Raw genomic sequence first — 26,211 nt, forward strand, 5'->3', positions numbered from 1 at the left:
CATGAAGACTGTGCTGATCGTCGACGACGAATACCTGATAGCCGAGATCTTGGGTTTTGCCCTGGAAGACGAAGGGTATGCGATCGAAAAGGCGAGTAACGGCCAGAAAGCGCTGGAGGTACTCAAACGCGTACAGGTGCAGTTGGTCATCACCGACTACATGATGCCCGTGCTCAATGGTCAGGAGCTGGTACGTGCCATGCGGGCAAATCCTGCCTTGCGAACGCTGCCGGTCATCCTCATGAGCGGCGCCCAGGCCAGCGAGGGATGCCCGACATTATTCGCGGCAGTGTTCGACAAGCCATTCGACATGGGCGAGATGATTGCGACCGTGCGTGGCCTACTGAAGGGCTAAGGCTGTGGGCGCATCCCTGCAGCCCGCTTGAATGATCGTTGTCAATCGTCCTGCTTCTCAGGGGCCGGATTGCCGGCCTGGATGCGTTTGAAGATCTCCTCGCGGTGCACTTGAACGTCCTTGGGTGCGTCGATGCCTATTCTCACCTGCATCCCTTTGACGCCCAGAATGGTGACTTTGATGTCATCGTTGATGACGATGCTCTCGCCAACCTTACGGGTGAGTATCAGCATGTACTTCTCCTTGGTGATAAAAAAGTCCGCAGGCCATGTGCGCTAGCGGTGGGAGCCTATCCCTTTTCCTTCCATTAAAGACGCTTTAGAAGCCTAGTAATTCCCAAAATGTCAAAATCTATGGCACGAAGAAGGGATGCGAACAGCCAGCTACCGTATAAAGGATTTGTAGGACAAGGTGCTCTGTTGGGAAGGATAGTGGGGGCCTCGTTCAATAGGAAATACCTTTGCATCATGGAGTGGATAGACAAGCTCAATGTGCGGCCTGCTGTTCCAATGCCTTGAGAAAGACCAGCAAAGCGACCTCTTCCGGGTCCAGCCCCTTGCGCACTCGGCTCTTGGGCAAGGCGGCCAGCCGCCCGAGTGTGTAATGCTCCAGCACCGCTGGGTGGATATAGCAGCGTCGGCACACGGCGGGGGTGTTGCCCAGGCGCGAGGCGACTTGTTTGACAATGGCAGCGACCTGGCGCTTGGCCTCGGTTTCAGGCTCCCAGGCCAAGGGTCTGAGCAGGTCCAACGCAAGACTGCTGCCGGCCCAGGTACGGTAGTCCTTGGCCGTGAAGTCGGCGCCAGTCAACTGTTGCAAAAACTGATTGATGTCGCTCGAACCAATGCTGTGACGCTGGCCATCGGCATCCAGATACTGGAACAGCGCTTGGCCGGGCAGTTCCATGCAACGCTTCAGCAAGGCCGCCAAGCGTCGGTCACGCAGCGTCACATCGTGCTCGACGCCACGCTTGCCACGGAACTGAAAGCGGATGGTACTGCCCTTGACCTCTACATGTCGATTGCGCAGGGTCGTCAGCCCATAGGACTTGTTGTCGCGCATGTAGCGCTGGTTGCCAATGCGGATGAGGGTATGGTCCAGCAGGCTGACTACCAGGGCCATGACCTTTTCACGGTCAAGGCCCGGTCGTGACAAGTGGGTTTCCAATTGTGAGCGCAGCTTTGGCAATGCCTGGGCGAAGGCGAGCATTCGGCCGTATTTGTGCTGGTCACGGGTTTCACGCCATTGGGCATGATAGCGGTACTGCTTGCGGCCACGGGCATCGCGGCCAGTGGCCTGCAAGTGCCCTTGCGGGTCGACGCATATCCAGACATCGGTATAGGCCGGTGGGATCACCAGTGCGGCGATACGTGCCAGTGTTTCAGGGTCGCGGACCCGTTCACCATTGGCGTCCAGGTAGATGAAGCGGTCGCGCCAGCGGCGACGAGTCAAGCCGGGCTGGCTGTCGTCGACGTAATGCAGCGTTTCGGGAAGCGGGCAGTCGAGCATGGGCGGCAGGCCTCGATCAAGTCACTGATCAATGGACAACGGCCGCTTGGCCGTTGCTCCATTTCAGCGCGTCAGCTCAGCAATGCAACCGATTTGATCTGTGCATACAGGCGCTGGCCTGGGTGTACCCCAAGCTGGTCCGCCGAGAAACGCGTAATACGGGCGAGCAGGGTGCTGCCGTCGGCATCCAGGCTGACCAATAAATGGGCTGGGTTGTCGGCAGCGTGGGTGGCGCGTACCTGAACCTGCACTCGGTTGAGGATGCTTGAGGTGCCGTCGGCGGTGAGCGCCAGGCTGACATCGCGAGCGTGGACCTTGACCCTCAAGGCGCTGCCCAGGGCCCGGATGGGGTGTGCGAAACGTAGTACGAGCCCGTTGTTGCCAGGCAAGCGCAGTTCAAGCAGGTCGTAGTGCGGGTCATGGCCTGTCACCTGGCCTTCGAGCACCACGCCGGCATCCTCGCCCTGAGCCAACGATAAGTCCAGACGCGCCAAGGTAGGGGCAACCGGGCCGCTCGCTACCACACGTCCATGCTCCAGCAGCACGACGTGGTCAGCCAGCCGCGCCACTTCGTCCTGTGCGTGGCTGACATAAACCACAGGCACGTCCAGTTCCTCGTGCAGGCGCTCGAGGTAAGGCAGGATTTCACGCTTGCGGGGCCCGTCCAAGGCAGCCAGGGGCTCATCCATCAGCAGCAGCCGGGGGCTGCTGAGCAGCGCGCGGGCAATCCCGACGCGTTGCGCCTCGCCACCCGATAGCGTCGAGGGCCGGCGCGCCAGCAGGTGGCCGATGCCCAGCAGCTCGCTGGCGTGTTCCAGGTCCACCTTGCGCTGGGTCCACGGCACACGGCGCCAGCCGAACTCCAGGTTGCCACGCACGGTCAGGTGCGCGAACAGGCTGGGCTCCTGGAAGACGTAGCCCACCGGGCGCTGATGGGGCGGTAGAAAGACGCCACGAGCGGTGTCCTCCCAGACCTCGCCATTGATTTCCACATACGCTTGGCCAGGGCGCTCCAGCCCGGCCAGACAGCGCAGGCAACTGGTTTTGCCCGAGCCGGAGTGTCCAAACAAGGCGCTGATACCGCGCCCTGGCAGTTGCAGGTCGACGTCCAGGGTGAAAGCGTCGCGTGCCAGTTTCAGGCGTGCCACGATCGAGTGCGTCATGTCAGTTCCAGCCCGCATTGCCGCGTCGGCCTGCGTACAGCAACAGCAGCACCAAGAAAGAGAACGCCAGCATGGCGCCTGCGAGCCAGTGCGCCTGGGTGTAGGCCATCGCCTCGACATGGTCGAAGATCTGCACGGATACCACGCGGGTCTTGTCTGGAATGTTGCCTCCGATCATCAACACGACACCAAACTCGCCTACGGTGTGGGCAAAACCCAGGATGCTGGCGGTGATGAAACCCGGACGGGCCAGTGGTAGCGCCACATGCACGAAACTGTCCCAGGGCCCGGCGCGCAGCGTGGCCGCCACTTCCATGGGTCGCTTGCCAATGGCGGCAAAAGCGTTTTGCAACGGCTGGACCACAAAGGGCATCGAGTAGATGACCGAGCCGATTACAAGGCCCGAGAAGCTGAACACCACATTGCCCAGGCCCAGTGCCGCAATCCCTTGGCCAAGCCAGCCATGCGGGCCTAGTGCAATCAGCAGGTAAAACCCGATCACCGTCGGCGGCAGCACCAAGGGCAGGGCAACGATGGCGCCTATCGGCCCGCGAAACCATGACCGCGTGCGTGCCAGCCACCAGGCAACCGGTGTGCCTACGATTAAAAGAATCAGGGTGGTCAGGCTGGCCAGCTTCAGGGTGAGCCAGATGGCGCCAAGGTCACTGGCATCGAGCGGCATCAGATTTCATAGCCATAGGCTTTGATCACCGCAGCTGCCTTGGGGCCCTTGAGGTAGTCCACCAAGGCCTTGGCAGCCGGGTTGCCTTTGCCTTTTTCCAGAATCACCGCGTCTTGGCGAATGGGGTCGTGCAAGGAAGCCGGGACGATCCAGGCCGAACCGCTCTGCACCTTGCCATCTTTGAAGATCTGCGACAGCGCCACGAAGCCCAGTTCTGCGTTACCGGTAGAGACGAACTGGAAGGCTTGGGTGATATTTTGACCTTCTACCCATTTGTCGCGCGTCGCCTCGGTCAGCTTGAGCTTTTCTAGCACTTGCGTGGCCGCCAGGCCGTAAGGGGCGGTCTTCGGGTTGGCGAGCGCGAGGTGCTGGTATGCATTGCGCTGCAAGACTGCGCCCTTGTCATCCACATACCCAGGCTGGGCCGACCACAGGGCCAGCGTGCCGATGGCGTAGGTAAAGCGTGAGCCTGGCACGATGGCGTGCTCTTTCTCGAGCTTGGCCGGGGTGCTGTCGTCTGCGGCCAGGAACACTTCGAAGGGGGCACCGTTGTTGATCTGGGCATAGAACTGCCCGGTAGCGCCGTAGGCTGCAATCAGCTTATGGCCGGTGTCCTTCTCGAAGTCCTTGGCGATGGCCTGGATGGGTGCGGTGAAGTTGGCAGCGACAGCCACCTGGACCTCGTCGGCCCAGGCAGTGTTCAGGGTGATCAGGCTGGCGAGGGCGGCTAGGTAAGGCAGGCGAGAACGCATTGGGAAAGCTCCTGGTTTTCGTTATATGCCTGACTATATAGCGCTTCGCCAATTGCTTGCAGCTGTTTTTATTGGATCGAGGCTCAAGCAAGGCACGGCGCGCTCGATCGGTCCGGTTAGCGGTTCAGACGAGCCAATGCCTTGTCTGCAATGTCACGGGTCAGGTCTGCAGCGGACAAGTGCCGGCCGAGGCGTAGTGCCTGGCCTGCCCAAAGGTTGCTGAAATCACTGCTGCCTTGGGCTTCAGTGATTGCCCGCAGTGGCATCAATGCGCCACCTGCGAGCGGAAACCGGGGTGCCTGCGCGCTCATGGGGCCCAGCTCGCGCATCAGGCGATTATGGATACCGCGGGCCGGGCGACCGGTGAACAGGTTGGTCAGGGCCGTGTCGCTGGCGGACGCGCTGTCCAGCGCCTGCCGATGAAACGACGACACGGTGGCTTCGGGGCAGAACAGGTAGGCGGTGCCGATCTGCACCGCAGAGGCACCCAATGCCAGTGCGGCCAGCACACCACGGTGATCGCCAATGCCACCGGCCGCAATCACCGGGACATCGACGGCATCGACCACCTGCGGCACCAGCGCAAGCGTACCGATTTGGGTGGTGATGTCTTCACTGAGGAACATGCCGCGATGCCCGCCAGCCTCATAACCCATGGCGATGATCGCATCACAGCCGCGATCCTGCAGCCAGCGTGCCTCTTCGACGGTTGTGGCACTGGACAGTACTCGGGCCCCACTGGCTTTGACCCTGCGCAGCAGGTCAGCCTGAGGCAGGCCGAAGTGAAAACTCACCACTTCAGGGCGCAGGTGCTCGACCAGCTGGCAGCTGTGTTCGTCGAAAGGCGCGCGGTTGGACACCGGTGCAGGTGCTTCGAAATCAGCCCCCAGCGTTCGATAGTAGGGCTCGAGCACCTGCTTCCAAGCGGTGAGGGCGTCAGCATCGGATGCCGGTACCTGATGGCAGAAGAAGTTCAGGTTCAGGGCGCGGCCAGGGCTGGCGGCTCGAAAGACAGCGATTTGCTCGCGTACCTGCTGGTGCGTGAGCATGGCGCAAGGCAATGCGCCCAGACCACCGGCCTGGCTTACCGCAATAGCCATCGCCGTACCTGATGCCCCGGCCATCGGCGCTTGAAGGATGGGCAGTTCGATACCCAGCAAATCGAGAACACGGCGATCGGGCCACTGGCTCATGCGACGCTCCTTCAGGCGCAATGGATGGAGACTGGGCGATTAGAGTGCCTTGCTGACCTGGATGTCGCTGACCTTGTCCACGTCTTCACCATGGATCTTGCGCAGGGCTTGTAGCGCTTGTTCCCGAGAGTCGTCTGACATGAGGGCGAAATCCCAGCGGCGCTGGCCTTCGAGCTTGTACTTGATGACGTACTTGATGGTTTGGGTCATGGCTGGCCTTACCTGAGCTGCGACGAGGAACGACGGATGATCTTGATCTTGTGCGTAAGGCTGGGCTTGCGCGTGACCGAGATCGGACGGGTCGTCACGGTATCGATGGTGATGTTCCAGAAACCGGTGCTTGGCACGGTGATCTTGGCGGGGAACTTGTCGAAGTGGCCGCCGTGATAGGTGTGACGACCGCCATTCTTGAAGCTGCGGAAGTTGGCGTCGTTCATCAGACGGATGTTGCAGCGCTGGGAGCACTCGATGACGACGATGTCGTCCTCGTTGAGGTGCTCGCGCTGGTGTACGAATTTCATGTGTGGCTCCGCAAAGTCTGGTTTTGCAAACGCGCACGATAACACGATGCGCGGTGAGCGCGCCGGGCTGCTGACCGGGCGCAGATAAATCTGCCAGTACAGGGAGCAAAAGAGCCAGATCACGGTCGAACGGTGTTCCTGATGACAGAGGTGCAGCAGATGAAGTGGATGTTGGCGGCGTGGATGCTGACCCTGGCCGGGTGCGCCAGTGTGTCTGACCTAGAACAATCCCATGAGACGATGGATGTGATGTCAGGCAAGACGCCACGTGAATATGCCGACTGCGTGAAGGCCCGGCTGGCCGACTCGCGTGGCCCGTTGACGGAAGAAAAACGCGGTGATGGATTGCGTTTGATCGTGCCGCAGAAGTTTTCGCCAGGCGAGGGCCCAGGCGCGCTTCTGGATATCAGCCAGCGTGGCAACAATGGCAGCAGCATCAAGTTGCATGAACGTCTGAGCAACTTCCCATTGCGCCCGGGTGATGTGCGTAACGCCGCGACGGCTTGTATTTCCGGGGATTGACCCAGCGCAAGTGACCGACCTCCTTTTGCTTATATGTTTTGGGCCTAAGCATATAACAATAGAAAAGGAGGTTCGTGATGAGACCATTCAGCGTCATGGTGATCGGTGGCCTGATGTCCCTGGCCTGGGCATCGGCCCACGCTGCAGATGGCCAGAAAGTCTTTACCCAAGGGGGCGCCGACCCTGCAGCCCTCGCCTGCATCGGATGCCACGGTGCCGATGGCAACGGTATCGGCGCAGCAGGCTTCCCACGGCTCGCCGGCCTGCCGGCCCCTTACTTGAGCAAGCAACTGCGTGACTGGCGCAATGGTACTCGACAGCAAGTGGTCATGGCGCCCTTGGCAAAGGCATTGTCCGAGGACGAGATCACAGCGGTGAGTGCCTACCTGGCCAGCTTGCCGGCGCCGGCAACCGGTGACCTGCGTCGTCAGCAAATCGCCAATGATCCAACGCTGCGGCTTGCGCTTTATGGCGACTGGAACCGGCACGTCCCTGGATGTATCCAGTGCCACGGCCCAGGCGGTAGCGGCGTAGGCGAGCATTTCCCGCCGTTGTCTGGCCAGCCCGCCGCTTATCTGGCGGCTCAACTGAACGCTTGGCGTGATGGAACGCGCAGCAACGACCCCAACCAGTTGATGGTCGGCGTGGCCAAGGCCATGACCCCCGACGAGATCACGGCCGTTTCCGCGTTTTTCGCTCTTCCTGCCAACCTGGAGGCCAAGCCATGAAGCCTTTGCTTACAGCCGTGCTGCTGGCAGCAGGTAGCGTTCACGCCAGCCCCGTGACCATGGAAGACCAGTCCCAGCTCAAAGTGCCGAATGCACAGGCGCAACCGCGCTTCGTGCCGCCGGCAGAGGGCGAGTTGCCGGACAATGCGTTTGGGAAGAGGGTGCGCGAGGGGCACGCCCTGTTCGTCGATACCCGACGTCTGATGCCTGAAGCGGTTGGCAACGGCATGAACTGCTCTAATTGCCACCTTGATCAAGGGCGCATGGCGCACTCGGCCCCTCTGTGGGGCGCTTACCCGATGTACCCGGCCTACCGAAAGAAAAACGACAAGGTCAACACGTATGCCGAGCGAATCCAGGGATGTTTTCAGTTCAGCATGAACGGCAAGCCGCCGGCGGCTGACAGCCCGGAGATGACCGCGCTGTCGGTTTATTCCTACTGGCTCTCTACCAAAGCGCCGACCGGTGTGCCGTTGGCCGGGCGAGGCTATCCGGAAGTGGCGCCGCCAGCGGGGGGCTATGACTTCAAGCGTGGGCAGCAGGTGTACCTCGAGCAGTGCGCGATCTGCCACGGCAAGAAGGGCGAAGGCCAGAAGGTGGCGGGCGAGTATGTGATGCCGCCGCTATGGGGCAGGGACGCCTACAACTGGGGGGCGGGCATGCACCGGATCAATACGGCGGCGTCATTCATCAAGTACAACATGCCGCTGGGTCGACCGGGCTCGCTCAGCGACCAGCAGGCCTGGGACGTGGCGGCCTGGATAAACCGGCACGAGCGGCCCCAGGACCCGAGGTTGGTAGAGGGCTCCATCGAGAAAACCCGCCTGAAGTTCCATGCCAATGATGGGGTCAATCTCTACGGCCAGAAGGTCGAAGGCGTGTTGATCGGGCAGGGCACCGGTCGCTGATGGCCAGGCAAGGGCCTGGAAGGATGACGTACCGGTCAGGAATATTGGGCGGCCCTTTGAACTATCCGTGAGCGGTTGCCTCTATGTTCCCAACGATCGGCCACAGGCGGGGCATTGTAAGGTGACCGCCGCCTGATTAGACTGCGCCGTAACCCCCAGGCCTAGCCTTTGTTAAGGACGTTTATGATCAAGAAATGCTTGTTCCCGGCAGCCGGCTATGGCACTCGCTTCCTGCCAGCCACCAAAGCCATGCCGAAGGAAATGCTGCCAGTGGTCAACAAGCCGTTGATCCAGTACGGCGTTGAGGAAGCATTGGATGCAGGGTTGAGCGAGATCTCCATCGTTACCGGCCGCGGTAAGCGCGCACTGGAAGATCACTTCGACATCAGCTACGAGCTGGAAAACCAGATCAAGGGCACCGACAAGGAGAAGTACCTGGTAGGCATTCGTCGCCTGCTGGACGAGTGCTCGTTCTCCTACACCCGTCAGACCGAAATGAAAGGCTTGGGTCACGCGATCCTCACTGGCCGTCCCCTGATCGGCGACGAGCCGTTCGCAGTGGTGCTGGCCGATGACCTGTGCGTCAACCCGGAAGGCGATGGCGTGCTGACCCAGATGGTGAAGCTGTACAACCAGTTCCGTTGCTCGATCGTCGCCATTCAGGAAGTCGATCCGCAGGAAACCAACAAATACGGTGTCATTGCCGGCGACATGATTCGTGACGACATTTTCCGTGTCACCAACATGGTTGAGAAGCCCAAACCCGAGGATGCGCCGTCCAACCTGGCCATCATCGGCCGTTACATCCTGACGCCCGACATCTTCGATATCATCGAGAACATCGAGCCCGGCAAAGGCGGTGAGATCCAGATTACCGACGCCTTGATGAAGCAAGCCCAGAGCGGCTGCGTGATCGCGTACAAATTCAAAGGGAAGCGTTTCGACTGCGGTGGCGCCGAGGGCTACATCGACGCGACCAACTTCTGCTTCGAGAACTACTACAAGGCTGGCAAGGCTTACTGAGCCCCTGCTGCAAGCCAGGCGCATTTTTTCTTGCCGCCTGATGCTTGAAGCTTGAAACTGCCGGTACCAAGCTGCAAGTGACAAGCCACGCTGCCCGTTCGTGCAGCCTGCCGCTTGAAGCTTGCAGCTTTTTTTTTGGAGAACGAAAAGTGGCCTACGATTTTGATCTGTTCGTGATTGGCGCCGGCTCCGGTGGCGTGCGCGCTGCACGTTTCGCTGCCGGTTTTGGCGCCAAGGTAGCGGTTGCCGAGAGCCGCTATTTGGGCGGCACCTGCGTCAACGTGGGGTGTGTGCCCAAAAAGCTGCTGGTGTATGGCGCCCATGTGGCTGATGAGCTGGAGCAGGCGGCTGGATACGGCTGGACCCTGGAAGAAGGGCACTTCGACTGGGGCACCCTGATTGCCAACAAGAACCGTGAAATCGAACGGCTCAACGGTATCTACCGCAACCTACTGGTCAACAGCGGCGTGACCCTGGTTCAAGGTCATGCGCGCATCACCGGACCTAACGAGGTCGAAGTCGAAGGCCAGCGCTACAGTGCCGAGCACATCCTGATCGCCACTGGCGGCTGGCCCCAGGTGCCGGACATCCCGGGCAAGGAATTGGCGATCACCTCCAACGAAGCGTTTTACCTCAAGGACCTGCCGCGGCGGGTGTTGGTGGTGGGCGGCGGCTACATCGCGGTGGAGTTTGCCGGGATCTTCCAAGGGCTGGGCGCTGCGACAACGTTGTTGTACCGCGGCGATCTGTTCCTGCGCGGCTTCGATGGTTCGGTGCGCACTCACCTGAAGGAGGAGCTCGAAAAGCGCGGGCTCGATTTGCAGTTCAATGCTGACATCCAGCGCATCGACAAGCTTGAGGATGGCAGCCTCAAGGCGACGCTCAAGGACGGGCGGGAACTGGTTGCCGACTGCATCTTCTACGCCACCGGCCGGCGTCCGATGCTGGACAACCTTGGCCTGGAAAACACTGGTGTCGAACTCGATGACAAGGGCTACGTGCGCGTAGACGATCAGTACCAGACCACGGCGCCTTCGATCCTGGCCATTGGAGATGTAATCGGCCGTGTGCAGTTGACCCCGGTGGCATTGGCCGAAGGCATGGCTGTGGCCAGGCGTCTGTTCAAGCCGGAGCAGTACCGCCCCGTGGATTACCAGAACATCCCCACGGCCGTGTTCAGCCAGCCGCCTATCGGCACGGTAGGGCTCACCGAAGAACAGGCCGTCGAGCAGGGCTACGAGGTCAAGGTCTTTGAAAGCCGCTTCCGCGCCATGAAGCTGACCCTCACCGACATTCAGGAAAAGACCTTGATGAAGCTGGTGGTAGATGCCAAGACCGACAAGGTACTGGGTTGCCACATGGTCGGGCCGGATGCAGGCGAGATCATCCAGGGCCTTGGCATCGCACTCAAGGCGGGCGCGACCAAGCAACAGTTCGATGAAACCATCGGCGTGCACCCCACGGCAGCGGAAGAGTTCGTGACTCTGCGCACGGTGACCCGCTGACTCAGCCCAGGCCGCATGCAACGTGCGGCCTGCTTGCGGGGCGACGATTACGTAATCGTCGCCCCATGCGCGGTCGGTTTCATAGGCTAGCCGCGCGCTTGGGCATTACCGCGGTAAGCGCTCTCTAACCTGTCCCACTCATAGCCAAAACCAATCATGAGCATCAGGTTTGCCAATGAGCCTTTATCGGTCCATGCGGTTAGGATTCTCTCCGTCAACTGATTTCAACCCATGAAGGAGCGTCTCTCATGCCTATCATCAACAGCCAGGTCAAACCGTTCAACGCCACTGCCTACCACAAGGGCGAGTTCGTCCCGGTCAGCGAAGCCGACCTGAAAGGCAAATGGTCTGTCGTGTTCTTCTATCCAGCCGACTTTACGTTCGTTTGCCCGACCGAGCTGGGTGACCTTGCTGACAACTATGCCGAGTTCCAGAAACTGGGCGTTGAGATCTACGGTGTTTCCACCGACACCCACTTTACCCACAAAGCGTGGCACGACACCTCGGACACCATCGGCAAGATTCAGTACCCACTGATCGGCGACCCGACCCATGTGATCGCCCGCAACTTCGACGTGCTGATCGAAGAAGCCGGCCTGGCGGACCGCGGTACCTTCGTGATCAACCCCGAAGGCCAGATCAAGATCGTCGAGCTGAACGACGGCGGTGTGGGTCGTGACGCCACCGAGCTGCTGCGCAAGGTCAAGGCTGCCCAGTATGTCGCCGCCCACCCAGGCGAAGTCTGCCCAGCCAAGTGGAAAGAAGGCGAGGCCACTCTGGCGCCGTCGCTGGATCTGGTCGGCAAGATCTGATTGTCGCCCGATAAGCGCCTGTGCAGCGGCAGCGCCGCACAGGCCTTGCGGGATGAGCAGCCAGTCATGTGCCAAACGCGGGCGGTAAGCAGCCGCCACAGCTGAACCACTTACCGCCCCGTCAAACGCCCGGGCGACTTCGCCTGGGCGTTTTTGTATCTGAGTTTGAAAAAGGAAATCGCCCGTATGTTGGACGCCACGCTTAAATCGCAACTGAAAACCTACCTGGAGCGGGTCACCCAGCCGATCGAGATCGTTGCCTCCCTCGACGACGGTGCGAAGTCCCGCGAATTACACGACCTGCTGGTAGAAATCGCCGGCTTGTCCAGCCTCATCACCCTGCGAGCCGATGGCGACGACGCCCGCCGCCCTTCGTTCTCGCTCAATCGCCCCAACGGCGATATCAGCCTGCGTTTTGCTGGTATTCCCATGGGCCACGAGTTCACCTCCCTGGTGCTGGCGCTGCTGCAAGTGGGCGGCCACCCCTCCAAGGCCAGCCTGGAAGTGATCGAGCAGATCCAGACGCTGGAAGGGGAGTTCAACTTCGAGACTTACTTCTCGCTGTCCTGTCAGAACTGCCCGGATGTGGTCCAGGCATTGAACCTGATGGCGGTGCTCAACCCCAGCGTGCGCCATGTAGCCATTGATGGTGCGTTGTTCCAGGCTGAAGTCGATGCCCGCCAGATCATGGCCGTGCCCAGCGTGTACCTCAATGGTGAGGTGTTCGGCCAGGGGCGCATGGGCCTTGAAGAAATTCTTGGCAAGATCGACACCAACGCCGGCGCACGTCAGGCCGAGAAGCTCAACGCCAAACAAGCATTCGATGTACTGGTCGTAGGCGGTGGCCCGGCGGGTGCCTCTGCCGCCATCTATGCCGCGCGCAAGGGTATCCGCACTGGCGTGGCCGCCGAACGGTTCGGCGGGCAGGTGCTCGACACCATGGCCATCGAGAACTTCGTTTCCGTGCATGAAACCGAAGGCCCGAAACTGGCCACCGCGCTTGAAGAACACGTCAAGCAGTATGACGTGGACATCATGAACCTGCAGCGCGGTGAAGCACTGATTCCGGCTACCGACGGTGGCCTGCATGAAGTGCGCATGGCGAGCGGGGCTTCGCTCAAGGCCAAGACGGTCATCCTGGCCACCGGTGCTCGCTGGCGCGAAATGAATGTGCCGGGCGAACAGCAATACCGTGGCCGTGGCGTGGCCTACTGCCCGCACTGTGACGGCCCGTTGTTCAAGGGCAAACGCGTGGCGGTGATCGGTGGTGGTAACTCTGGCGTGGAAGCGGCGATCGACTTGGCGGGTATCGTGGCGCAGGTGACGTTGATTGAATTCGACAGCCAGTTGCGTGCCGATGCGGTGCTGCAACGCAAGTTGCACAGCTTGCCTAACGTGACGGTCATCACCCAGGCACTGACCACCGAAGTGATCGGCAATGGCGAGAAAGTGACTGGCCTGCGCTACAAGGACCGCACCAGCGACATCGAGCATGAGCTGGCGTTGGAGGGGATTTTCGTTCAGATCGGTCTGTTGCCGAACACTGATTGGCTCAAAGGCACCGTTGAACTGTCGGCACGCGGCGAAATCATCGTCGATGCCAGAGGGCAGACCAGTATTGCCGGTGTGTTCGCTGCAGGTGACGTGACGACGGTGCCTTACAAGCAGATCGTGATCGCCGTTGGCGAAGGGGCCAAGGCGTCTCTGGCCGCCTTCGACCACCTGATCCGCACCTCCGCGCCTGCATAAGCGACATTTCAGCAGAACCGCAACCCTCGCATGAACTGGCCGTGCCTCACGGCGCAGCGCATGCGGGGGTCTTGTCATGGGCCTGGCTAAACCCACGAGCCATGAGGGTGTCTATGCTTACAAGCAAACCCCTCAGGAGCCACGCCATGACCCTGATCAGCCGCGAACCCTGGTGGCTAGTGCCGCCAAAGCCCGGGCAGACTGAACAAGACCTGCACTGGGGCTACCTTGAGATCTACAGCAACGGCCACACGGTGTTTGTCGACCAGCGCCCAAGCGATCGCGAAATGACCGAGCGCAAGAGCTGCCGCAACTTCCCCAAATCAGACCGCTGAAGACTAGCCGCCTAGTGCGTCCAGCCGCGCTTCCAGTGCAGCGATGCGCGCTTCCAGTGCCTCGATTCGATCCTGTGTAACCGTACTGGTACCACTTCGCATTGAGCTCTCCTGCTGCTTTGCAGCCAGAATGGCTTCGATGTCTGCCGGGTCACCCAACGCATGAGTGTAACGGTCCTCACGCTGGCCGGCCTGACGCGGCAGGTGCACGGCCAAGTTCCGTGACACCAGACGTTCTAGCTGGTGGTGAATTTGGTCGGTGTCGTCGAAATCGTGCAGGCGGTTGCTACGGGTCAGCAACTCGCTCAAGGTTTGCGGGCCACGCAGGAACATCAGCCCCATCAACACCAGCTGCGCAGGAACCAATTCCAGCGCCTTGTCCACCCGGTGTTCCCAACGGTCGGCGCGGCTGCCCATCTGCAAGCGTGCCATCTGTTGTGCTTCGAGGCTGCGCAGCGCCTGACCCACTTGGCCCTGGGTAAGGTTCATCACCGGTTCGCGGCTGGTCTTCTGGTTACAGGCCAGGAGCAGGGCGTTGAGGGTAAGCGGGTAACTTTCCGGGCTGGTGGCCTGTTTCTCGATCAGCGAGCCGAGCACGCGAATCTCGACGCTGCTCAAGCGACCTTCAGTGGTGGTGTCTTGCTCGGACATGGCCCTGTCTCATTGCTGGGAAAAGGCCATTAGCGTAGGTGTATGAGGGAAGGGCCGCAAGACGGCCCGGCTAAATCAGGCGCTGCGGCGCGCTTCGGCCTGGCAGGCGGCTGCGGTGAACAGCACGTCGGTGGAGGAGTTGAGCGCGGTCTCGGCAGAATCCTGCAGCACGCCGATGATGAACCCCACCGCCACAACCTGCATGGCGATCTCACTGGGAATGCCGAACAAGCTGCAGGCCAATGGGATGAGCAGCAGGGAGCCGCCGGCCACACCGGACGCACCGCAGGCACAGACCGCCGCTACCACACTGAGCAACACTGCCGTGGGAAGGTCCAAGGGAATCCCCAAGGTGTGCACCGCCGCCAGCGTCAATACGGTGATGGTGATTGCAGCGCCAGCCATGTTAATCGTGGCCCCCAGCGGAATGGATACCGAATAAGTATCCTCATGCAGCCCAAGGCGTTCGGACAACGCCATGTTCACAGGGATGTTGGCTGCCGAACTGCGGGTGAAAAATGCAGTGATGCCGCTTTCGCGCAGACACAGCAGGGTGAGTGGGTAGGGATTTCGACGGGTTTTCCAGAATACGATCAGCGGGTTCATGACCAGGGCGACGAACAGCATGCACCCGATCAGTACCGCCAGCAGGTGCAGGTACCCCAACATGGCTTTGAGCCCTGACTGAGCCAAGGTGGAGGTGACCAGGCCGAAGATGCCCAGTGGCGCAAAGCGAATGACGATGCGCACGATCAGCGTGACGCCGTTGGACAGGTCGTCGACCACCTTGCGGGTGGTGTCACCGGCGCGGCGCAACGCGATGCCCAGGCCGATAGCCCAGGTCAGCACGCCGATGAAATTGGCATTGAGCAACGCGTTGATCGGGTTGTCGACCGCACTGAGCAACAGGTTCTTCAACACCTCACCGATGCCGCCCGGTGCACTCAGGGCGGCATCCGCTGCGTTCAGTACCAGGTGCGAAGGAAATACCATGCTGGCAACCACCGCCACGACAGCCGAGGCGAATGTGCCGAGCAAGTACAGCCCCAAGATGGGGCGGATGTGGGTTTCCTGTCCGTGCCGGTGATTGGCAATCGATGCCATGACCAGAACGAAGACCAGCACTGGCGCCACCGCCTTCAAGGCACTGACGAACACCGTACCGAGAAAGCCCAGGTCACGGGCAACGGTAGGGGCGATCAGGGCAAGCGCGATACCTGCCACCAGGCCGATAACGATTTGCGTCACCAGGCCGGTGCGGTTGAGAAGGCGAAGAAGCGGTGTCATGCGCAGCGAGGTCCTGAAATTCGAAAAGGTCTGGACTTTACCATAGACCTCGCCCAGGCACTTACTGCCCGTTGTGGGGAGCGCTACCAGTTGAACAGTTCGCGTCGCGCCCCTTCGGTGATGGCAACGATGCCAGGATGCTTGACCTTGCGCTCGACCGAAATGGCGTAGAAGGACTCGTTCACGGCCTCGGTTTGCCCAATCAACTGTACGCCATACTGCCGACACACTTCTTCGGCAATCACGCTGGGCGCCACGAAGATGCCGCTGCCAGACTGCCCGAACGCCTGCATCAAGGCACTGTCGTCGAACTCGCCGACGATGCGCGGTTGAAGATGTTGATCACCAAGCCAGCGTAGAAGGCGGCTGCGCAGCACCGTTTCTTGCCCGGGTATGAGCAGCGGCGCATCGTGCAGGCATTCAGGGAACGGGCCATCGTGCTGAAGGGCCAATGTTGGGGTTGCGAAAAAGCTCAGGCCGCATTCTCCCAGTTTCTGGCTATACCCTTTGATGTCCAGGTGGGGCGGCATCGGGCTGTCTGAAATGACCAGGTCCAGTCGCTGAATGGCAAGGTCGGCCAGGAGCCGCTCCAGCTTGTCTTCACGGCAGTTGATGCGCAGCACGTTCTCAAGCTCCATGGTGGGTGCCAATAATCGATAGACAATGGACTTGGGCACCACGTCAGCCACCCCGACCCGGAACAGGATCTGCTCCTGAGGGCCGGCACGCAGCATGGCTTCGAGTTCGCCCCCCAGCTGGAACATCTGCTCGGCATACGTCAGCGCCTGGCGTCCGGTCTCAGTGAGTTCCAATTGCCGGCCAACCCGCTGGAACAGCTCGACGCCATAAGCCTGTTCCAATAGCGTGATCTGACCGCTGATGGTCTGTGGCGTCAGATTTAATTGCTCGCTCGCCCGAACGATGCTGCCGGTTCGGGCTACCACCCAAAAGTAGTGGAGCTGGCGATAGTTAAGCATTAGCGCAGATGCCGATTCGGAAAAACCGAAGTATATCGCTTGAAAATACGAATTTTACAGAAGTATTGCGCCCTCTAGAATCCACTTCATTCAGGCGGATACGAGCCTGCGCACATCATTCCGGAGGCGCCTATGCTGTATTTCAAATCAATGGGTACTGCGCTGGTCATGAGCATGACGCTGTTGGCCCTGGCCGGCTGCGATCAGGCCGAGAAGTCTGCCCAGCAAGTGCTTGACCAGGCGGCGAAGTCGGCTCAGCAGGTGATCGAGCAAACCAACCAGGCGGCCCAGCAGGCCTTGAGCGACGCGCTTGGGACCGACCGGCGAGAGCCCGAGCAAGATGACACCGCTTCCGAAACCCAGGACATTTGATCCCCAACCCGCGTGACAGGATGTGAACAATGGAATATTTGCTGGAACTTGCCGCTAGCCCGACAGCCTGGGTGGCGCTCGCCACGCTGGTGGCCATGGAAGTTGTACTGGGTATCGACAACCTGATCTTCATCTCCATCCTGACCAACAAACTACCAGTCGCGTATCGCTCCAAGGCACGCCGCATCGGTATCAGCATGGCACTGGTGATGCGCCTGGCACTGCTGAGCACCGTTGCCTGGATCGTGCAGCTGACCGACCCTGTGTTCGAGGTGTTTGGCAACGCCTTCTCCTGGAAGGATGTGATCCTGATCGCCGGCGGCCTGTTCCTGCTGTGGAAGGCCACTAAGGAAATTCACGAGAACGTCGACCCACACGGTGCCAAGGAAGAGTCCAAGGCTTCTTCTACCGTTACCTTGGGCTTCGCCGCAGCGATTTTCCAGATTTTGTTGCTCGATATTGTGTTCTCGGTAGACAGCATTATCACCGCAGTAGGCATGACTGAGCACTTGCCTATCATGATCATCGCCGTGATCACTGCCGTGATCGTGATGATGGTGGCGGCCGATCCGCTGGCCAACTTCATCAACGACAACCCAACCGTTGTCATGCTGGCGCTCGGTTTCCTGATCATGATCGGCATGACGCTGATCGCGGAGGGCTTCGGAGCCCACGTGCCCAAGGGCTATGTGTATGCCGCCATGGCGTTCTCAACCGCTATCGAGATTCTGAATATCCTGGCGCGTCGAGCACGGCTGAAGCGTGAGGCCAAGCAAGGGTGACAGCAGGCGGGGCGCATGGCGCCCCATTCGCTGCATGTTTCAGGTGGGTTCAGTGCGCCGCTGCTGCGTGTGGAGCACGCCGTGCAGGGGCGGGTTGAGGGCGTGGCTGTGGTTGCGCAACGGGTTGAGCGTGCCGCCGTGCGATGCGCAGTACGCCCCAGAGCATGGCCGCTGCAACGCTGAGCCACATGCACACCAGCATGATGATTGCCAAGGTCATATTCATTTGTGCCTCCATCTCTACGGCGAGCGCTTGATACGCCAGCGATTGCCTTCCAGACACTTGATTAGTGTAGCCCTTGCGTGGGTACGTTCCATCGAATAACGCCTGCGGTGCCGAGATGATTCGCCAACATGCCCTGTCGGACTGTACCGCCATCGTTGTGGGACCTATCATCGCGAACACAGCAGGGCGCTGCCTGCCCTGCGTTCAGCAAGCGAGTATCCATGCCCAATTTCACCTTCTCGTCGCCGACCAAGGTCGTTCGCCAGCTCATCCTGGCGTGCTGGTTGGGTGTCACCTTGGCAGGTTGTGCCGGGACACCTTCTACCGCACTCCAGGGCCTGCCCCAGCGGGTGGAGCTCAGCAGCGTTCCGTTCTACCGCGGTAACGCCAACCACAGCGCAGCCATGGCATTGGCCGCGATTCTGTCGCAGCAAGGTGCGCCCATCACGCCTGGGCTGCTCGATCAGCCGCTGAACCTGCCCACAGGTATCGACAGCCTAGATACCAGCATCCCGCGCGTTGCGCGCGACTACGGTAGGGTGGTGTACCCCTTGGACAAGCGGCTAGATGCCTTGTTGACGCAGGTGGCCGCTGGAAACCCGGTGCTGGTTCGCTACCAGGACGGTTCGGCATGGTGGAGCGAACCCAGGTATGCGGTATTGATAGGGTATGACCGTTACAAACAGCGTGTGCTGATGCGTGCAGGCATGCAGCGCCGCCTGGTGATGGCATTCGACGATTTCGCCTCTGCCTGGGCGAAAGAGGGCCGTTGGGCAATCCTGGTGCAGCCGCCGGGGGAGTTGCCGGCGAACGTTGACCGTCAGCGCTGGCAACAGGCCGCTGACGATCTGGCGCGTGCGGGCCAGGAACTGGCGGCCAGGCAGGCCCTGGACAGCCTCAAGTGAGGCTGCTCGCATCAGGCTTCCCACGGTCACTGAAGGCGTGGCCTTGCCGGGGCGCTGGGCTGGTCGGCATGGGCCGCAACGCGGCCCGGCGAACATGAGTGAACCCCATCACGCCAGTGGCAGCCCTTTACTGGTTGCCACGCCTTGACTCAGAAGCCCAGACGGTCACGCAAGCTGTAGTACCAAGCGCCCAAGGCACTGAAGGGCACGCGCAGCATCTGACCGCCCGGGAAGGGGTAGTGCGGCAGCCCGGCAAAGGCATCGAACCGCTCCGCCTGGCCACGCATGGCCTCGGCCAGGACTTTGCCTGCCAGATGGGTATAGGTGACCCCGTGGCCTGAACATCCCTGGGAATAATAGATGTTGTCACCGATACGGCCGACTTGTGGCAGACGCGACAAGGTGAGCAGGAAGTTGCCGGTCCAGGCGTAGTCGATCTTGACGTTCTTCAACTGCGGGAAGGCCTTGAGCATCTTCGGACGAATGATCGCCTCGATGTTGGCCGGATCCCGTGCACCATAAACCACGCCGCCTCCAAAGATCAGGCGCTTGTCGCTGGTCAGGCGATAGTAGTCGAGCAGGTAGTTGCAGTCTTCGACGCAGTAGTCCTGGGGAAGCAGTGTGCGCGCCAGTTCATCGCCCAAGGGTTCGGTCGTGATGACCTGTGTACCGCAAGGCATCGACTTGGCGGCAAGCTCCGGGACCAGGTTGCCCAGGTAGGCGTTGCCCGCCACGATGATGAACTTGGCGCGCACTTTACCCTGTGGGGTATGCACGACCGGGTTGGCGCCGCGCTCGATGCGCACCGCCGGAGTTTGTTCATAGATGGTGCCGCCCAACGATTCGACCGCAGCAGCTTCGCCGAGGGCCAGGTTGAGTGGATGGATATGCCCGCCGCTCATGTCGAGCATGCCGCCGATGTAGTTGTCGCAGGCCACCACTTCGCGGATGCGCTGTTGATCCATCAGCTCCAGCTGGTTGTGGCCGAAACGTTCCCACAGGCGCTTTTGCGATTCCAGGTGACCCATTTGCTTGCTGGTCAGCGCAGCGAACACGCCACCGTCCTTGAGGTCGCACTGGATGTTGTACTTGGCCACCCGCTCGCGAATGATGCGCCCGCCTTCGAAGGCCATCTGGCCTAGCAGCTGGGCTTGGCGAGCACCCACGGTGCGCTCGATGACATCGATGTCGCGGCTGTAGCTGTTGACGATCTGGCCACCGTTGCGGCCCGATGCGCCGAAGCCTACCTTGGCCGCTTCGACAATGCTTACCTTGAAGCCATTTTCCAGAAGGAACAGGGCGCTGGACAAGCCGGTGTAGCCCGCGCCGATGATGCAGACATCGGTTTGCACCTCACCCTGCAGCGCCGGACGTGGCGGCACCGGGTTGGCCGAGGCGGCGTAGTAGGACTGGGGGTAGGGGGTGTTAGCCATGCTGCAGAACCTCGTGTTTTATATTTTTAACGAATGTAGCGATGCTATCAATAATAATAAACACCCGCTAGTCGTCCGCCGAAAATCATGAACAGTGCTCGCGCCTGACGCCTCTTTATAAAGAGTTTGCAATTCAGTGGGTTAGCTTCAAAAAAACTGTTGACACGCCTTTGTAATTGCGTAGAATGCGCACCACGACAGGCACATAGCTCAGTTGGTTAGAGCACCACCTTGACATGGTGGGGGTCGTTGGTTCGAGTCCAATTGTGCCTACCAAATTGAAAAAGGGTGATCCGCAAGGGTCACCCTTTTTTGCGTTTAGCTTTGGAAGCTCTTAGAGGGCTCCAATTCTCCGGCTGCTCGAAAGTTTTTGATTTATATCGAAAAAAAAGCTTTACAGGTGTTCAGTGAGTCTCTACTATGCGCACCACACGACAGGCACATAGCTCAGTTGGTTAGAGCACCACCTTGACATGGTGGGGGTCGTTGGTTCGAGTCCAATTGTGCCTACCAAATCCCAAAAAGGGCGATCAGAAATGATCGCCCTTTTTGCATGCCCGGCGGAATCAGCCTGTAACCTTTGGCCGCAGTTCGATGCTCAGTCTCGCGTGGTAGAATCCGCCTCTTCGAACCTGGAGGTACACGCGTGCGCAAACTGGTGGTGGTAATGGCAGTGCTGGCCCTGGCGGGCTGTGACAACGAGGTGGAGGGCGTGCACAAGCGTGTGGCCGAACACCTGCAAAATCCCAAGACCGCCAAGTTCGGTAACGTTCGCATCGATACGCAGGGTACGATCTGCGGTCAGGTGCGCGGCAAGGACGATGCCGGCCAATTCCAGGCCTACCGCAGCTATGTGGCCATCAAACGCGACGGTCAGTACGAAATCATTGTCGACGACAATGGCGACAACCTGCGTATTCGGGAGCTGTGTGGGGGTGCTGAATTGCAGCGCCGTGCGCAAGCGCTCGAAGGTGAGCCCGCGCCAGAGGGATGGGACGTCGAAGTGGTCCAGGGCGCCAACATGGGTGCACTCAGCGACATGACCGCGCGTCTGATCGAGAAAGGTATTCCGTCTTCGGTGGAGTACCGGGACGGCAAGCCTGTGGTGCTGCTGGGGCCATTTCCTACCCGGGAGCAGGCGCAGGCCCGTCGCGATGAAGTCATGGCCAAGCTTGGCACCGACTCGGTGGTCATCCAGCACGGCGCAGCCCGCTAAGCGCTCGTGGCCGGTCGATCAGCTGCACGCCTTGAGGTCGACCGGCCCTACAAACGCATTACCGTGCCCCATCAGGCACCCGACCCGCTGGTTACGTTGATACTCCCAAGGCTGCGGCGGATACGTCTTGTTCCATGCCTCGAACAGCTGACGGTCCTGCCTTGAGAGGCGCAAGTTGTATTGCTTGCTCATGTAGAAATAGGTGCGTGCAATCATGCCGCGGATCGAAGGCCGCGGCATGACCTTCCTGGCCTTGAAATCCACCTGGGTAAGGCATTGGCCGTATTGCCCACGTTGTTCCGGCAGCCAGCCGAAGCTGTAGTTGCTGCGGTCGCCGTTGACCTCCCCAACGCTTGGCACCAGATTGTGCAGGTCGGCTTCGGCGCGTTTGTATACCTCGTCGTGCTGCGAGCAGGCCTTACGACCGCCGCTTTGCCAACACTGGCGCTGATGGCCGATTTGCCAGGCCGGCACGATGTGCTCCCACTCGATGCGTGAAGCGCGTTGGGCATTCTTGCGTGGTGAATACCCACATGAAGCCATATCGACTTTGTTGCCGTTGTATTTGCAACCGCAGTAGAACTCGGTGGATTGTGGTGCGTAGAGTTGCCTGGCCACCTTCTTGGCTTCCTGGAACGTGCGGGGCGCATCGGCATAGGCAAGCGGAGCCATCAGCAGGCAGGCAGCTGCAATAAGCGAAACTCTCATGCGCGGTCAGTCTTCCTTGGGCACGGTCCAGAAAAGCTGTACGCCACCATCGTCGCGGTGGGCGAGGGTAACGTTGTCATTTTCGGCAATCTCGGCCAGCAACGTGTCCCAGTCCTCTGGTGTTTCCTGTTCCAGGCGAAAAATCAAAGCCGCCCGGCTGCGCTGGGCAATGGGGTTGTTGATGATTTTCTGAATGCGCATGCCCAATTGTTGGTAGCTGGCAGGTGAGGGCGAGGAGGTAGACACAGGCATTTCCTTTTTTTGCTGTATGCACGTACAGTATTTCACTGTAAGGGATTTCGCAACAGTTTGAAGGGAAAGTTCTGTGGATCGCCCTCGCCATGTTCGCGATTCAGGCCAGGGTCTGCTGTAATAGCGGCACTTTCCGGAAATTGCTCATGTATCGATTGGTCTTACGCGTTACCTCTTCCACGCACCTCGCCCTGCTGTTTGTCGGTGGTGTCACTTCTCATAATCAAGCCTGGGCCGACCCGGCAACCGCGATCGTTATCGATCCGATGGTTGTCACGGGTGCCTACGCGCCTACCAGCAGCTTCGATCTGCCGTTCTCGGTGGACACGGTCGACCTGTCCAATGGCACCGATGGACAACTTGGCGTCAACTTGTCAGAGGTGCTGACGAAGGTCCCTGGCCTAGTGGTGCAGAATCGCCAGAACTATGCCCAGGACCTGCAGATATCATCCCGCGGGTTTGGTGCTCGCTCTGCATTTGGCGTGCGCGGTATCAAGCTGCTCAGCGATGGTATCCCAGCCAGCACCCCGGATGGACAGGGCCAGGCAGCCACGCTGAACCTGGATGTGGCCGACCGTATCGAGGTGCTGCGCGGCCCGGCCGCTACGCTTTATGGCAGCAACGCTGGCGGTGTTATCCAGATGTTCAGCCGTGACGGGGTGGGGCCGGCTCGCCTGGGTGTCGAAACCACCTTTGGCAGCGATGGCTTCAGCAAGCATCACCTGTCGGCACAGGGGGACAACGAGATTGGGGGTTTCGTGCTGGACGCTTCGCGCATGGACACCAATGGGTATCGCGACCATAGCGCGGCCAAGCGCGATCAGACGTTCGCCAAGGTGCACATCAGGCCAGATACCGATTCACGCCTGGCGCTGATCTACAGCAGCCTGGAACAGAACAACACGCAAGACCCGCTGGGTCAGCTTTGGTCCAGCTACAAGTACGACCCACGTTCGGTCGCCGATGGCGCAAGGGATTACAACACGCGCAAGAGCATCGATCACCAACAGGTGGGCATGAACTACGAGCGCTACGTTGGCGACGCTACCCTTCAGTTCAATCTCTACGCAGGGCGTCGGAGCGTGGTGCAGTACCTGTCGATTCCTCGGCAGGTCGCCTCCAACAGCCAGCGCGGTGGCGGTGTGGTGGATTTTGACCGCGAGTTTCACGGCGGTACGCTGCGCTGGATTCAGCCGGTACCGGCCGTTCCCGGCCATTTCACGTTCACCGTGGGTGCCGACTACGACCAGAGCACGGATGACCGTCGGGGCTTCCAGAACTTCCGTGGCGACCAACTGGGGGTCAAGGGCGAACTCAAGCGTGACGAGAAAGACGTCGCGACCAGTCTGGACCCCTATGTGCAGGCGCACTGGGAAATCGGTAACTGGACCAGCCAGCTGGGTGTGCGCTACAGCACCATGAAGATGAAGGTCGATGACCACTACCTGGAAAACGGTGACGCCAGCGGTGCCAAGCGCTATCAGCAGGCCAACCCGACGCTGTCGGTGATGTACGCCTTCACGCCTGATCTGCGTGGCTATGCCAGCGTAGGAAAGGGCTTCGAAACGCCTACACAGGCTGAAATGGCCTATGCGCCAGGCTTGCAGGAAAGTTTCAACTTCGGGCTGGACCCGGCCACCAGCAAGCAATATGAGCTAGGAGTGAAATATCGCCTGGGCGCGGCCACGCGGCTGAATGCTGCCCTGTTCGAGATCCGCACGGATAAAGAAATCGTGGTCGATAATTCCACTAACGGCCGCACCAGCTATCACAACGCCGGGCAGACCGTGCGCCGTGGTTTTGAAGCCAGCATGCAGAGCGATTTTGCCGAGCACTGGCAGACCACCTGGGTGTTCACCCATACCGACGCTCGCTACGCCGATGACTTCAAGCAAGGCGGACAAGTCATCGACAGTGGCAATCGCTTGCCGGGCGTGCCGCGAGACAATCTGTATGCAGAAGTGGTGTGGAAACCGACCGCTTCGGTCAGCATGGGGTTCGAGGGGCAGTACCGTAGCAAGGTATTCGTCGAGGACAGCAACCAGCAGAAAGCTGCGCCTGCCTATGCTGTGTTCAACTGGCGCACGCGCTTCGAGCAGCAGGTCGGCCCCTGGACTTTCCATCAGCTGGTGCGTCTGGACAACGTGTTCGACCGTCAATACGTGGGTTCGGTGATTGTCGGTGACAGCAATAAACGCTACTACGAGGCAGCCCCAGGGCGTTCGTGGTACGCCGGTGCTGGCCTGGAATATCAGTTCAAGTAGTGGGCTGGTAACGCTGGAGCCAGTGATCGGCTCCAGCGTTATTGGGATCAATATTCCCAGAAAATCCGCTGCAGCTCTTTGCTGTCCTGGGTCTTGGTCATGGCGACCATGGCCAGGATGCGCGCTTTCTGCGGATTCAGGTCATGTGCCACTACCCAATCGTTCTTGTCGTCAGGCTGCTCGGCGTTGCGTAGCACGAAGCCACCCTGGTTGACGTGGGAAGAGCGAATGATCTGCACGCCATTCTTGCGCAACTCCTGCAGTGCGGGCACTACGCGCGAAGATACCGAACCGTTGCCGGTGCCTGCGTGGATCAGCGCCTTGGCGCCGTTCTGTGCCAACGCCTTGTAGGCCGTATCGGTCACGTTCCCGTAGCCGTAAGCAATGTCCACCTGAGGCAGGCTGCTGATCTGCTTGATGTCGAATTCCGAGTCTAGGGTGTGGCGCTTGGCTGGCAGGCGGAACCAGTAGGACTTGCCTTCCACGACCATGCCCATCGGGCCCCAGGCGCTCTTGAAGGCTTCGGTCTTGATGTTCACGGACTTGCTGACGTCACGGCCCGACTGGATTTCATCATTGAGCGTCACCAGCACGCCCTTGCCGCGCGACTGCTTGTCGCTGGCGACGGCGACGGCGTTGTACAGGTTGAGCATGCCGTCTGCCGACATGGCGGTGCCGGGGCGCATGGAGCCGACGACCACGATAGGCTTGTCGGTTTTTTCGACCAGGTTCAGGAAGTAGGCGGTTTCTTCCAGCGTATCGGTACCGTGGGTGATGACGATGCCATCCACGTCCTTGCTGTCGGCCAGCTCAGCCACCCGCTTGCCCAGCTTGAGCAGATCGTCGTTGGAGATGCTCTCGGAGGCAATCTGCATGACCTGCTCGCCACGCACGTTGGCCAGGTCTGCCAGTTCGGGTACGCCGGCGATCAATTTGTCGACGCCCAACTTGGCGGCCTGGTAAGTGGCGCTATTGGCGGCGCTGGCACCGGCACCGGCTATCGTGCCGCCGGTTGCCAGGATGACCACGTTGGCGAGCTTCTGCTGGGTTTTGGCTTCTTCGGCCGAAACCGTGGTTGGCAGGATCAGCAGCAGGGCGAGTGCGCTGGGGGCAAAGGATTTAAGTGCGGCATTCATCGTTTTTGTGCTCTCTTCCTAATGAGATGGTTTTAGTACGTCGCGCAGTCGGTAAGGCATGTTCCGTACCAGGTCCCCGGGGGCCTCTGTAACAGCTCGTGACACCGCGCTCGGACAGGTTCGACCCCGCAGCGGGCGCTGTTGAGGATGATGTTTTGGCCGGGGCATCGAATGACTTGCGTAATCAGGGCCGGAAGTATTTCATTCGAAAACCCGATTAATTGTAGGGAAACGTGTTCGGTTAT

At 60.2% G+C, this 26,211-nt stretch carries 30 protein-coding genes and 2 tRNA genes; 16 read left to right on the forward strand and 16 right to left on the reverse strand.

Features of this window, described 5'->3' with window-relative positions; translation table 11 throughout:
- The first annotated feature begins 1 nt into the window (after nt 1).
- The gene (locus PFU01S_RS03775; protein ID WP_028686442.1) at nt 2–355 is read left to right on the forward strand and encodes a response regulator; all 354 of its coding nucleotides are present in this window, start codon (nt 2–4) and stop codon (nt 353–355) included.
- Nucleotides 356–396: 41 nt separating this feature from the next.
- On the opposite strand, the gene csrA is transcribed toward PFU01S_RS03775, so the two are convergent.
- The 8 genes from csrA to PFU01S_RS03810 all read right to left on the reverse strand — a co-directional run bounded on the left by csrA (nt 397) and on the right by PFU01S_RS03810 (nt 6,175).
- Nucleotides 397–588, reverse strand: a complete 192-nt coding sequence (gene csrA / locus PFU01S_RS03780) for a carbon storage regulator CsrA (protein ID WP_027916116.1) — start codon at nt 586–588, stop codon at nt 397–399.
- 253 nt (nt 589–841) lie between these two features.
- Nucleotides 842–1,864 (reverse strand): DNA topoisomerase IB, encoded by a 1,023-nt coding sequence (locus PFU01S_RS03785; protein ID WP_028686441.1) that lies wholly within the window; start codon nt 1,862–1,864, stop codon nt 842–844.
- 71 nt (nt 1,865–1,935) lie between these two features.
- Entirely contained in the window at nt 1,936–3,027 is a 1,092-nt protein-coding gene (gene modC / locus PFU01S_RS03790) for a molybdenum ABC transporter ATP-binding protein (RefSeq protein ID WP_028686440.1), read from the reverse strand.
- A gap of 1 nt (nt 3,028) precedes the next feature.
- Nucleotides 3,029–3,709 carry a molybdate ABC transporter permease subunit gene (gene modB, locus PFU01S_RS03795; RefSeq protein ID WP_027916113.1) on the reverse strand — a complete coding sequence of 227 codons (681 nt, stop codon included), beginning with the start codon at nt 3,707–3,709 and terminating at the stop codon, nt 3,029–3,031.
- A complete protein-coding gene (gene modA / locus PFU01S_RS03800) occupies nt 3,709–4,461 on the reverse strand; it encodes a molybdate ABC transporter substrate-binding protein (RefSeq protein WP_028686439.1) in 753 nt (250 codons plus the stop codon). Before modA ends, modB begins: the two co-directional genes overlap by 1 nt.
- A 116-nt stretch (nt 4,462–4,577) precedes the next feature.
- A complete protein-coding gene (locus PFU01S_RS03805) occupies nt 4,578–5,654 on the reverse strand; it encodes an NAD(P)H-dependent flavin oxidoreductase (RefSeq protein WP_028686438.1) in 1,077 nt (358 codons plus the stop codon).
- A 39-nt stretch (nt 5,655–5,693) separates the two neighbouring features.
- Complete coding sequence (locus PFU01S_RS22335; protein WP_088523181.1) at nt 5,694–5,864, reverse strand: hypothetical protein; 171 nt, start codon at nt 5,862–5,864, stop codon at nt 5,694–5,696.
- 8 nt (nt 5,865–5,872) lie between these two features.
- A complete protein-coding gene (locus PFU01S_RS03810) occupies nt 5,873–6,175 on the reverse strand; it encodes a DUF1883 domain-containing protein (RefSeq protein WP_027916110.1) in 303 nt (100 codons plus the stop codon).
- Between the two features lie 159 nt (nt 6,176–6,334).
- Here PFU01S_RS03810 and PFU01S_RS03815 point away from each other — a divergent pair, with 159 nt between their 5' ends.
- The 8 genes from PFU01S_RS03815 to PFU01S_RS03850 all read left to right on the forward strand — a co-directional run bounded on the left by PFU01S_RS03815 (nt 6,335) and on the right by PFU01S_RS03850 (nt 13,757).
- Nucleotides 6,335–6,697, forward strand: coding sequence for a hypothetical protein (locus tag PFU01S_RS03815; RefSeq protein ID WP_028686437.1), 363 nt, complete (start codon nt 6,335–6,337; stop codon nt 6,695–6,697).
- Between the two features lie 77 nt (nt 6,698–6,774).
- On the forward strand, nt 6,775–7,425 hold the full coding sequence (locus PFU01S_RS03820) for a c-type cytochrome (protein ID WP_028686436.1): 651 nt from the start codon (nt 6,775–6,777) through the stop codon (nt 7,423–7,425).
- Nucleotides 7,422–8,333, forward strand: a complete 912-nt coding sequence (locus PFU01S_RS03825) for a c-type cytochrome (protein ID WP_028686435.1) — start codon at nt 7,422–7,424, stop codon at nt 8,331–8,333. Before PFU01S_RS03820 ends, PFU01S_RS03825 begins: the two co-directional genes overlap by 4 nt.
- Before the next feature lie 183 nt (nt 8,334–8,516).
- Entirely contained in the window at nt 8,517–9,356 is an 840-nt protein-coding gene (gene galU / locus PFU01S_RS03830) for a UTP--glucose-1-phosphate uridylyltransferase GalU (protein WP_027916106.1), read from the forward strand.
- Nucleotides 9,357–9,505: 149 nt separating this feature from the next.
- Nucleotides 9,506–10,861 carry a glutathione-disulfide reductase gene (gene gorA / locus PFU01S_RS03835; protein ID WP_027916105.1) on the forward strand — a complete coding sequence of 452 codons (1,356 nt, stop codon included), beginning with the start codon at nt 9,506–9,508 and terminating at the stop codon, nt 10,859–10,861.
- 248 nt (nt 10,862–11,109) lie between these two features.
- A complete protein-coding gene (gene ahpC, locus PFU01S_RS03840) occupies nt 11,110–11,673 on the forward strand; it encodes an alkyl hydroperoxide reductase subunit C (RefSeq protein WP_028686434.1) in 564 nt (187 codons plus the stop codon).
- A 186-nt stretch (nt 11,674–11,859) separates the two neighbouring features.
- Nucleotides 11,860–13,422, forward strand: coding sequence for an alkyl hydroperoxide reductase subunit F (ahpF, locus tag PFU01S_RS03845; protein WP_027916103.1), 1,563 nt, complete (start codon nt 11,860–11,862; stop codon nt 13,420–13,422).
- Nucleotides 13,423–13,568: 146 nt separating this feature from the next.
- Complete coding sequence (locus PFU01S_RS03850) at nt 13,569–13,757, forward strand: hypothetical protein (RefSeq protein WP_027916102.1); 189 nt, start codon at nt 13,569–13,571, stop codon at nt 13,755–13,757.
- Nucleotides 13,758–13,760: 3 nt separating this feature from the next.
- On the opposite strand, the gene PFU01S_RS03855 is transcribed toward PFU01S_RS03850, so the two are convergent.
- From PFU01S_RS03855 to nhaR, 3 genes are all read right to left on the reverse strand, one after another.
- On the reverse strand, nt 13,761–14,408 hold the full coding sequence (locus PFU01S_RS03855; RefSeq protein ID WP_028686433.1) for a YceH family protein: 648 nt from the start codon (nt 14,406–14,408) through the stop codon (nt 13,761–13,763).
- Between the two features lie 75 nt (nt 14,409–14,483).
- Nucleotides 14,484–15,695, reverse strand: a complete 1,212-nt coding sequence (sstT, locus tag PFU01S_RS03860; RefSeq protein ID WP_027916100.1) for a serine/threonine transporter SstT — start codon at nt 15,693–15,695, stop codon at nt 14,484–14,486.
- 83 nt (nt 15,696–15,778) lie between these two features.
- A complete protein-coding gene (gene nhaR, locus PFU01S_RS03865; RefSeq protein ID WP_028686432.1) occupies nt 15,779–16,672 on the reverse strand; it encodes a transcriptional activator NhaR in 894 nt (297 codons plus the stop codon).
- 132 nt (nt 16,673–16,804) lie between these two features.
- Between nhaR and PFU01S_RS03870 the strand changes: the two genes are divergently transcribed.
- Together PFU01S_RS03870 and PFU01S_RS03875 are read left to right on the forward strand one after the other, a co-directional pair.
- Nucleotides 16,805–17,044, forward strand: coding sequence for a hypothetical protein (locus PFU01S_RS03870; protein WP_027916098.1), 240 nt, complete (start codon nt 16,805–16,807; stop codon nt 17,042–17,044).
- Nucleotides 17,045–17,073: 29 nt separating this feature from the next.
- Entirely contained in the window at nt 17,074–17,826 is a 753-nt protein-coding gene (locus PFU01S_RS03875) for a TerC family protein (RefSeq protein WP_027916097.1), read from the forward strand.
- Between the two features lie 49 nt (nt 17,827–17,875).
- Here the strand turns inward: PFU01S_RS03875 and PFU01S_RS22340 are convergent, their stop codons facing one another.
- Nucleotides 17,876–18,052: a hypothetical protein gene (locus PFU01S_RS22340; RefSeq protein WP_165919234.1), complete on the reverse strand. Its 177-nt coding sequence runs from the start codon at nt 18,050–18,052 to the stop codon at nt 17,876–17,878.
- Between the two features lie 221 nt (nt 18,053–18,273).
- On the opposite strand from PFU01S_RS22340, the gene PFU01S_RS03880 reads away from it, so the two are divergent.
- On the forward strand, nt 18,274–18,957 hold the full coding sequence (locus PFU01S_RS03880) for a peptidase C39 family protein (RefSeq protein ID WP_027916096.1): 684 nt from the start codon (nt 18,274–18,276) through the stop codon (nt 18,955–18,957).
- A 149-nt stretch (nt 18,958–19,106) separates the two neighbouring features.
- Here the strand turns inward: PFU01S_RS03880 and PFU01S_RS03885 are convergent, their stop codons facing one another.
- Complete coding sequence (locus PFU01S_RS03885) at nt 19,107–20,390, reverse strand: NAD(P)/FAD-dependent oxidoreductase (RefSeq protein ID WP_027916095.1); 1,284 nt, start codon at nt 20,388–20,390, stop codon at nt 19,107–19,109.
- Nucleotides 20,391–20,589: 199 nt separating this feature from the next.
- Here PFU01S_RS03885 and PFU01S_RS03890 point away from each other — a divergent pair.
- The 3 genes from PFU01S_RS03890 (at nt 20,590) to PFU01S_RS03900 (ending at nt 21,606) form a co-directional block, all read left to right on the forward strand.
- A tRNA-Val gene (locus PFU01S_RS03890) sits at nt 20,590–20,666 on the forward strand.
- A gap of 160 nt (nt 20,667–20,826) precedes the next feature.
- A tRNA-Val gene (locus PFU01S_RS03895) sits at nt 20,827–20,903 on the forward strand.
- A 133-nt stretch (nt 20,904–21,036) separates the two neighbouring features.
- Nucleotides 21,037–21,606 carry an SPOR domain-containing protein gene (locus PFU01S_RS03900; protein ID WP_027916094.1) on the forward strand — a complete coding sequence of 190 codons (570 nt, stop codon included), beginning with the start codon at nt 21,037–21,039 and terminating at the stop codon, nt 21,604–21,606.
- Nucleotides 21,607–21,624: 18 nt separating this feature from the next.
- On the opposite strand, the gene PFU01S_RS03905 is transcribed toward PFU01S_RS03900, so the two are convergent.
- The gene (locus PFU01S_RS03905) at nt 21,625–22,314 is read right to left on the reverse strand and encodes an endonuclease (RefSeq protein WP_028686431.1); all 690 of its coding nucleotides are present in this window, start codon (nt 22,312–22,314) and stop codon (nt 21,625–21,627) included.
- Between the two features lie 6 nt (nt 22,315–22,320).
- Nucleotides 22,321–22,566, reverse strand: a complete 246-nt coding sequence (locus tag PFU01S_RS03910) for a DUF1654 domain-containing protein (RefSeq protein ID WP_028686430.1) — start codon at nt 22,564–22,566, stop codon at nt 22,321–22,323.
- Nucleotides 22,567–22,832: 266 nt separating this feature from the next.
- On the opposite strand from PFU01S_RS03910, the gene PFU01S_RS03915 reads away from it, so the two are divergent.
- Nucleotides 22,833–24,830 carry a TonB-dependent receptor family protein gene (locus PFU01S_RS03915; RefSeq protein ID WP_248694586.1) on the forward strand — a complete coding sequence of 666 codons (1,998 nt, stop codon included), beginning with the start codon at nt 22,833–22,835 and terminating at the stop codon, nt 24,828–24,830.
- A gap of 47 nt (nt 24,831–24,877) precedes the next feature.
- On the opposite strand, the gene PFU01S_RS03920 is transcribed toward PFU01S_RS03915, so the two are convergent.
- Nucleotides 24,878–25,966, reverse strand: coding sequence for an asparaginase (locus PFU01S_RS03920; RefSeq protein WP_028686428.1), 1,089 nt, complete (start codon nt 25,964–25,966; stop codon nt 24,878–24,880).
- Between the last annotated feature and the right edge of the window lie 245 nt (nt 25,967–26,211).

It is taken from the genome of Pseudomonas fulva NBRC 16637 = DSM 17717 (assembly GCF_000730565.1).
Taxonomy (GTDB): domain Bacteria; phylum Pseudomonadota; class Gammaproteobacteria; order Pseudomonadales; family Pseudomonadaceae; genus Aquipseudomonas; species Aquipseudomonas fulva.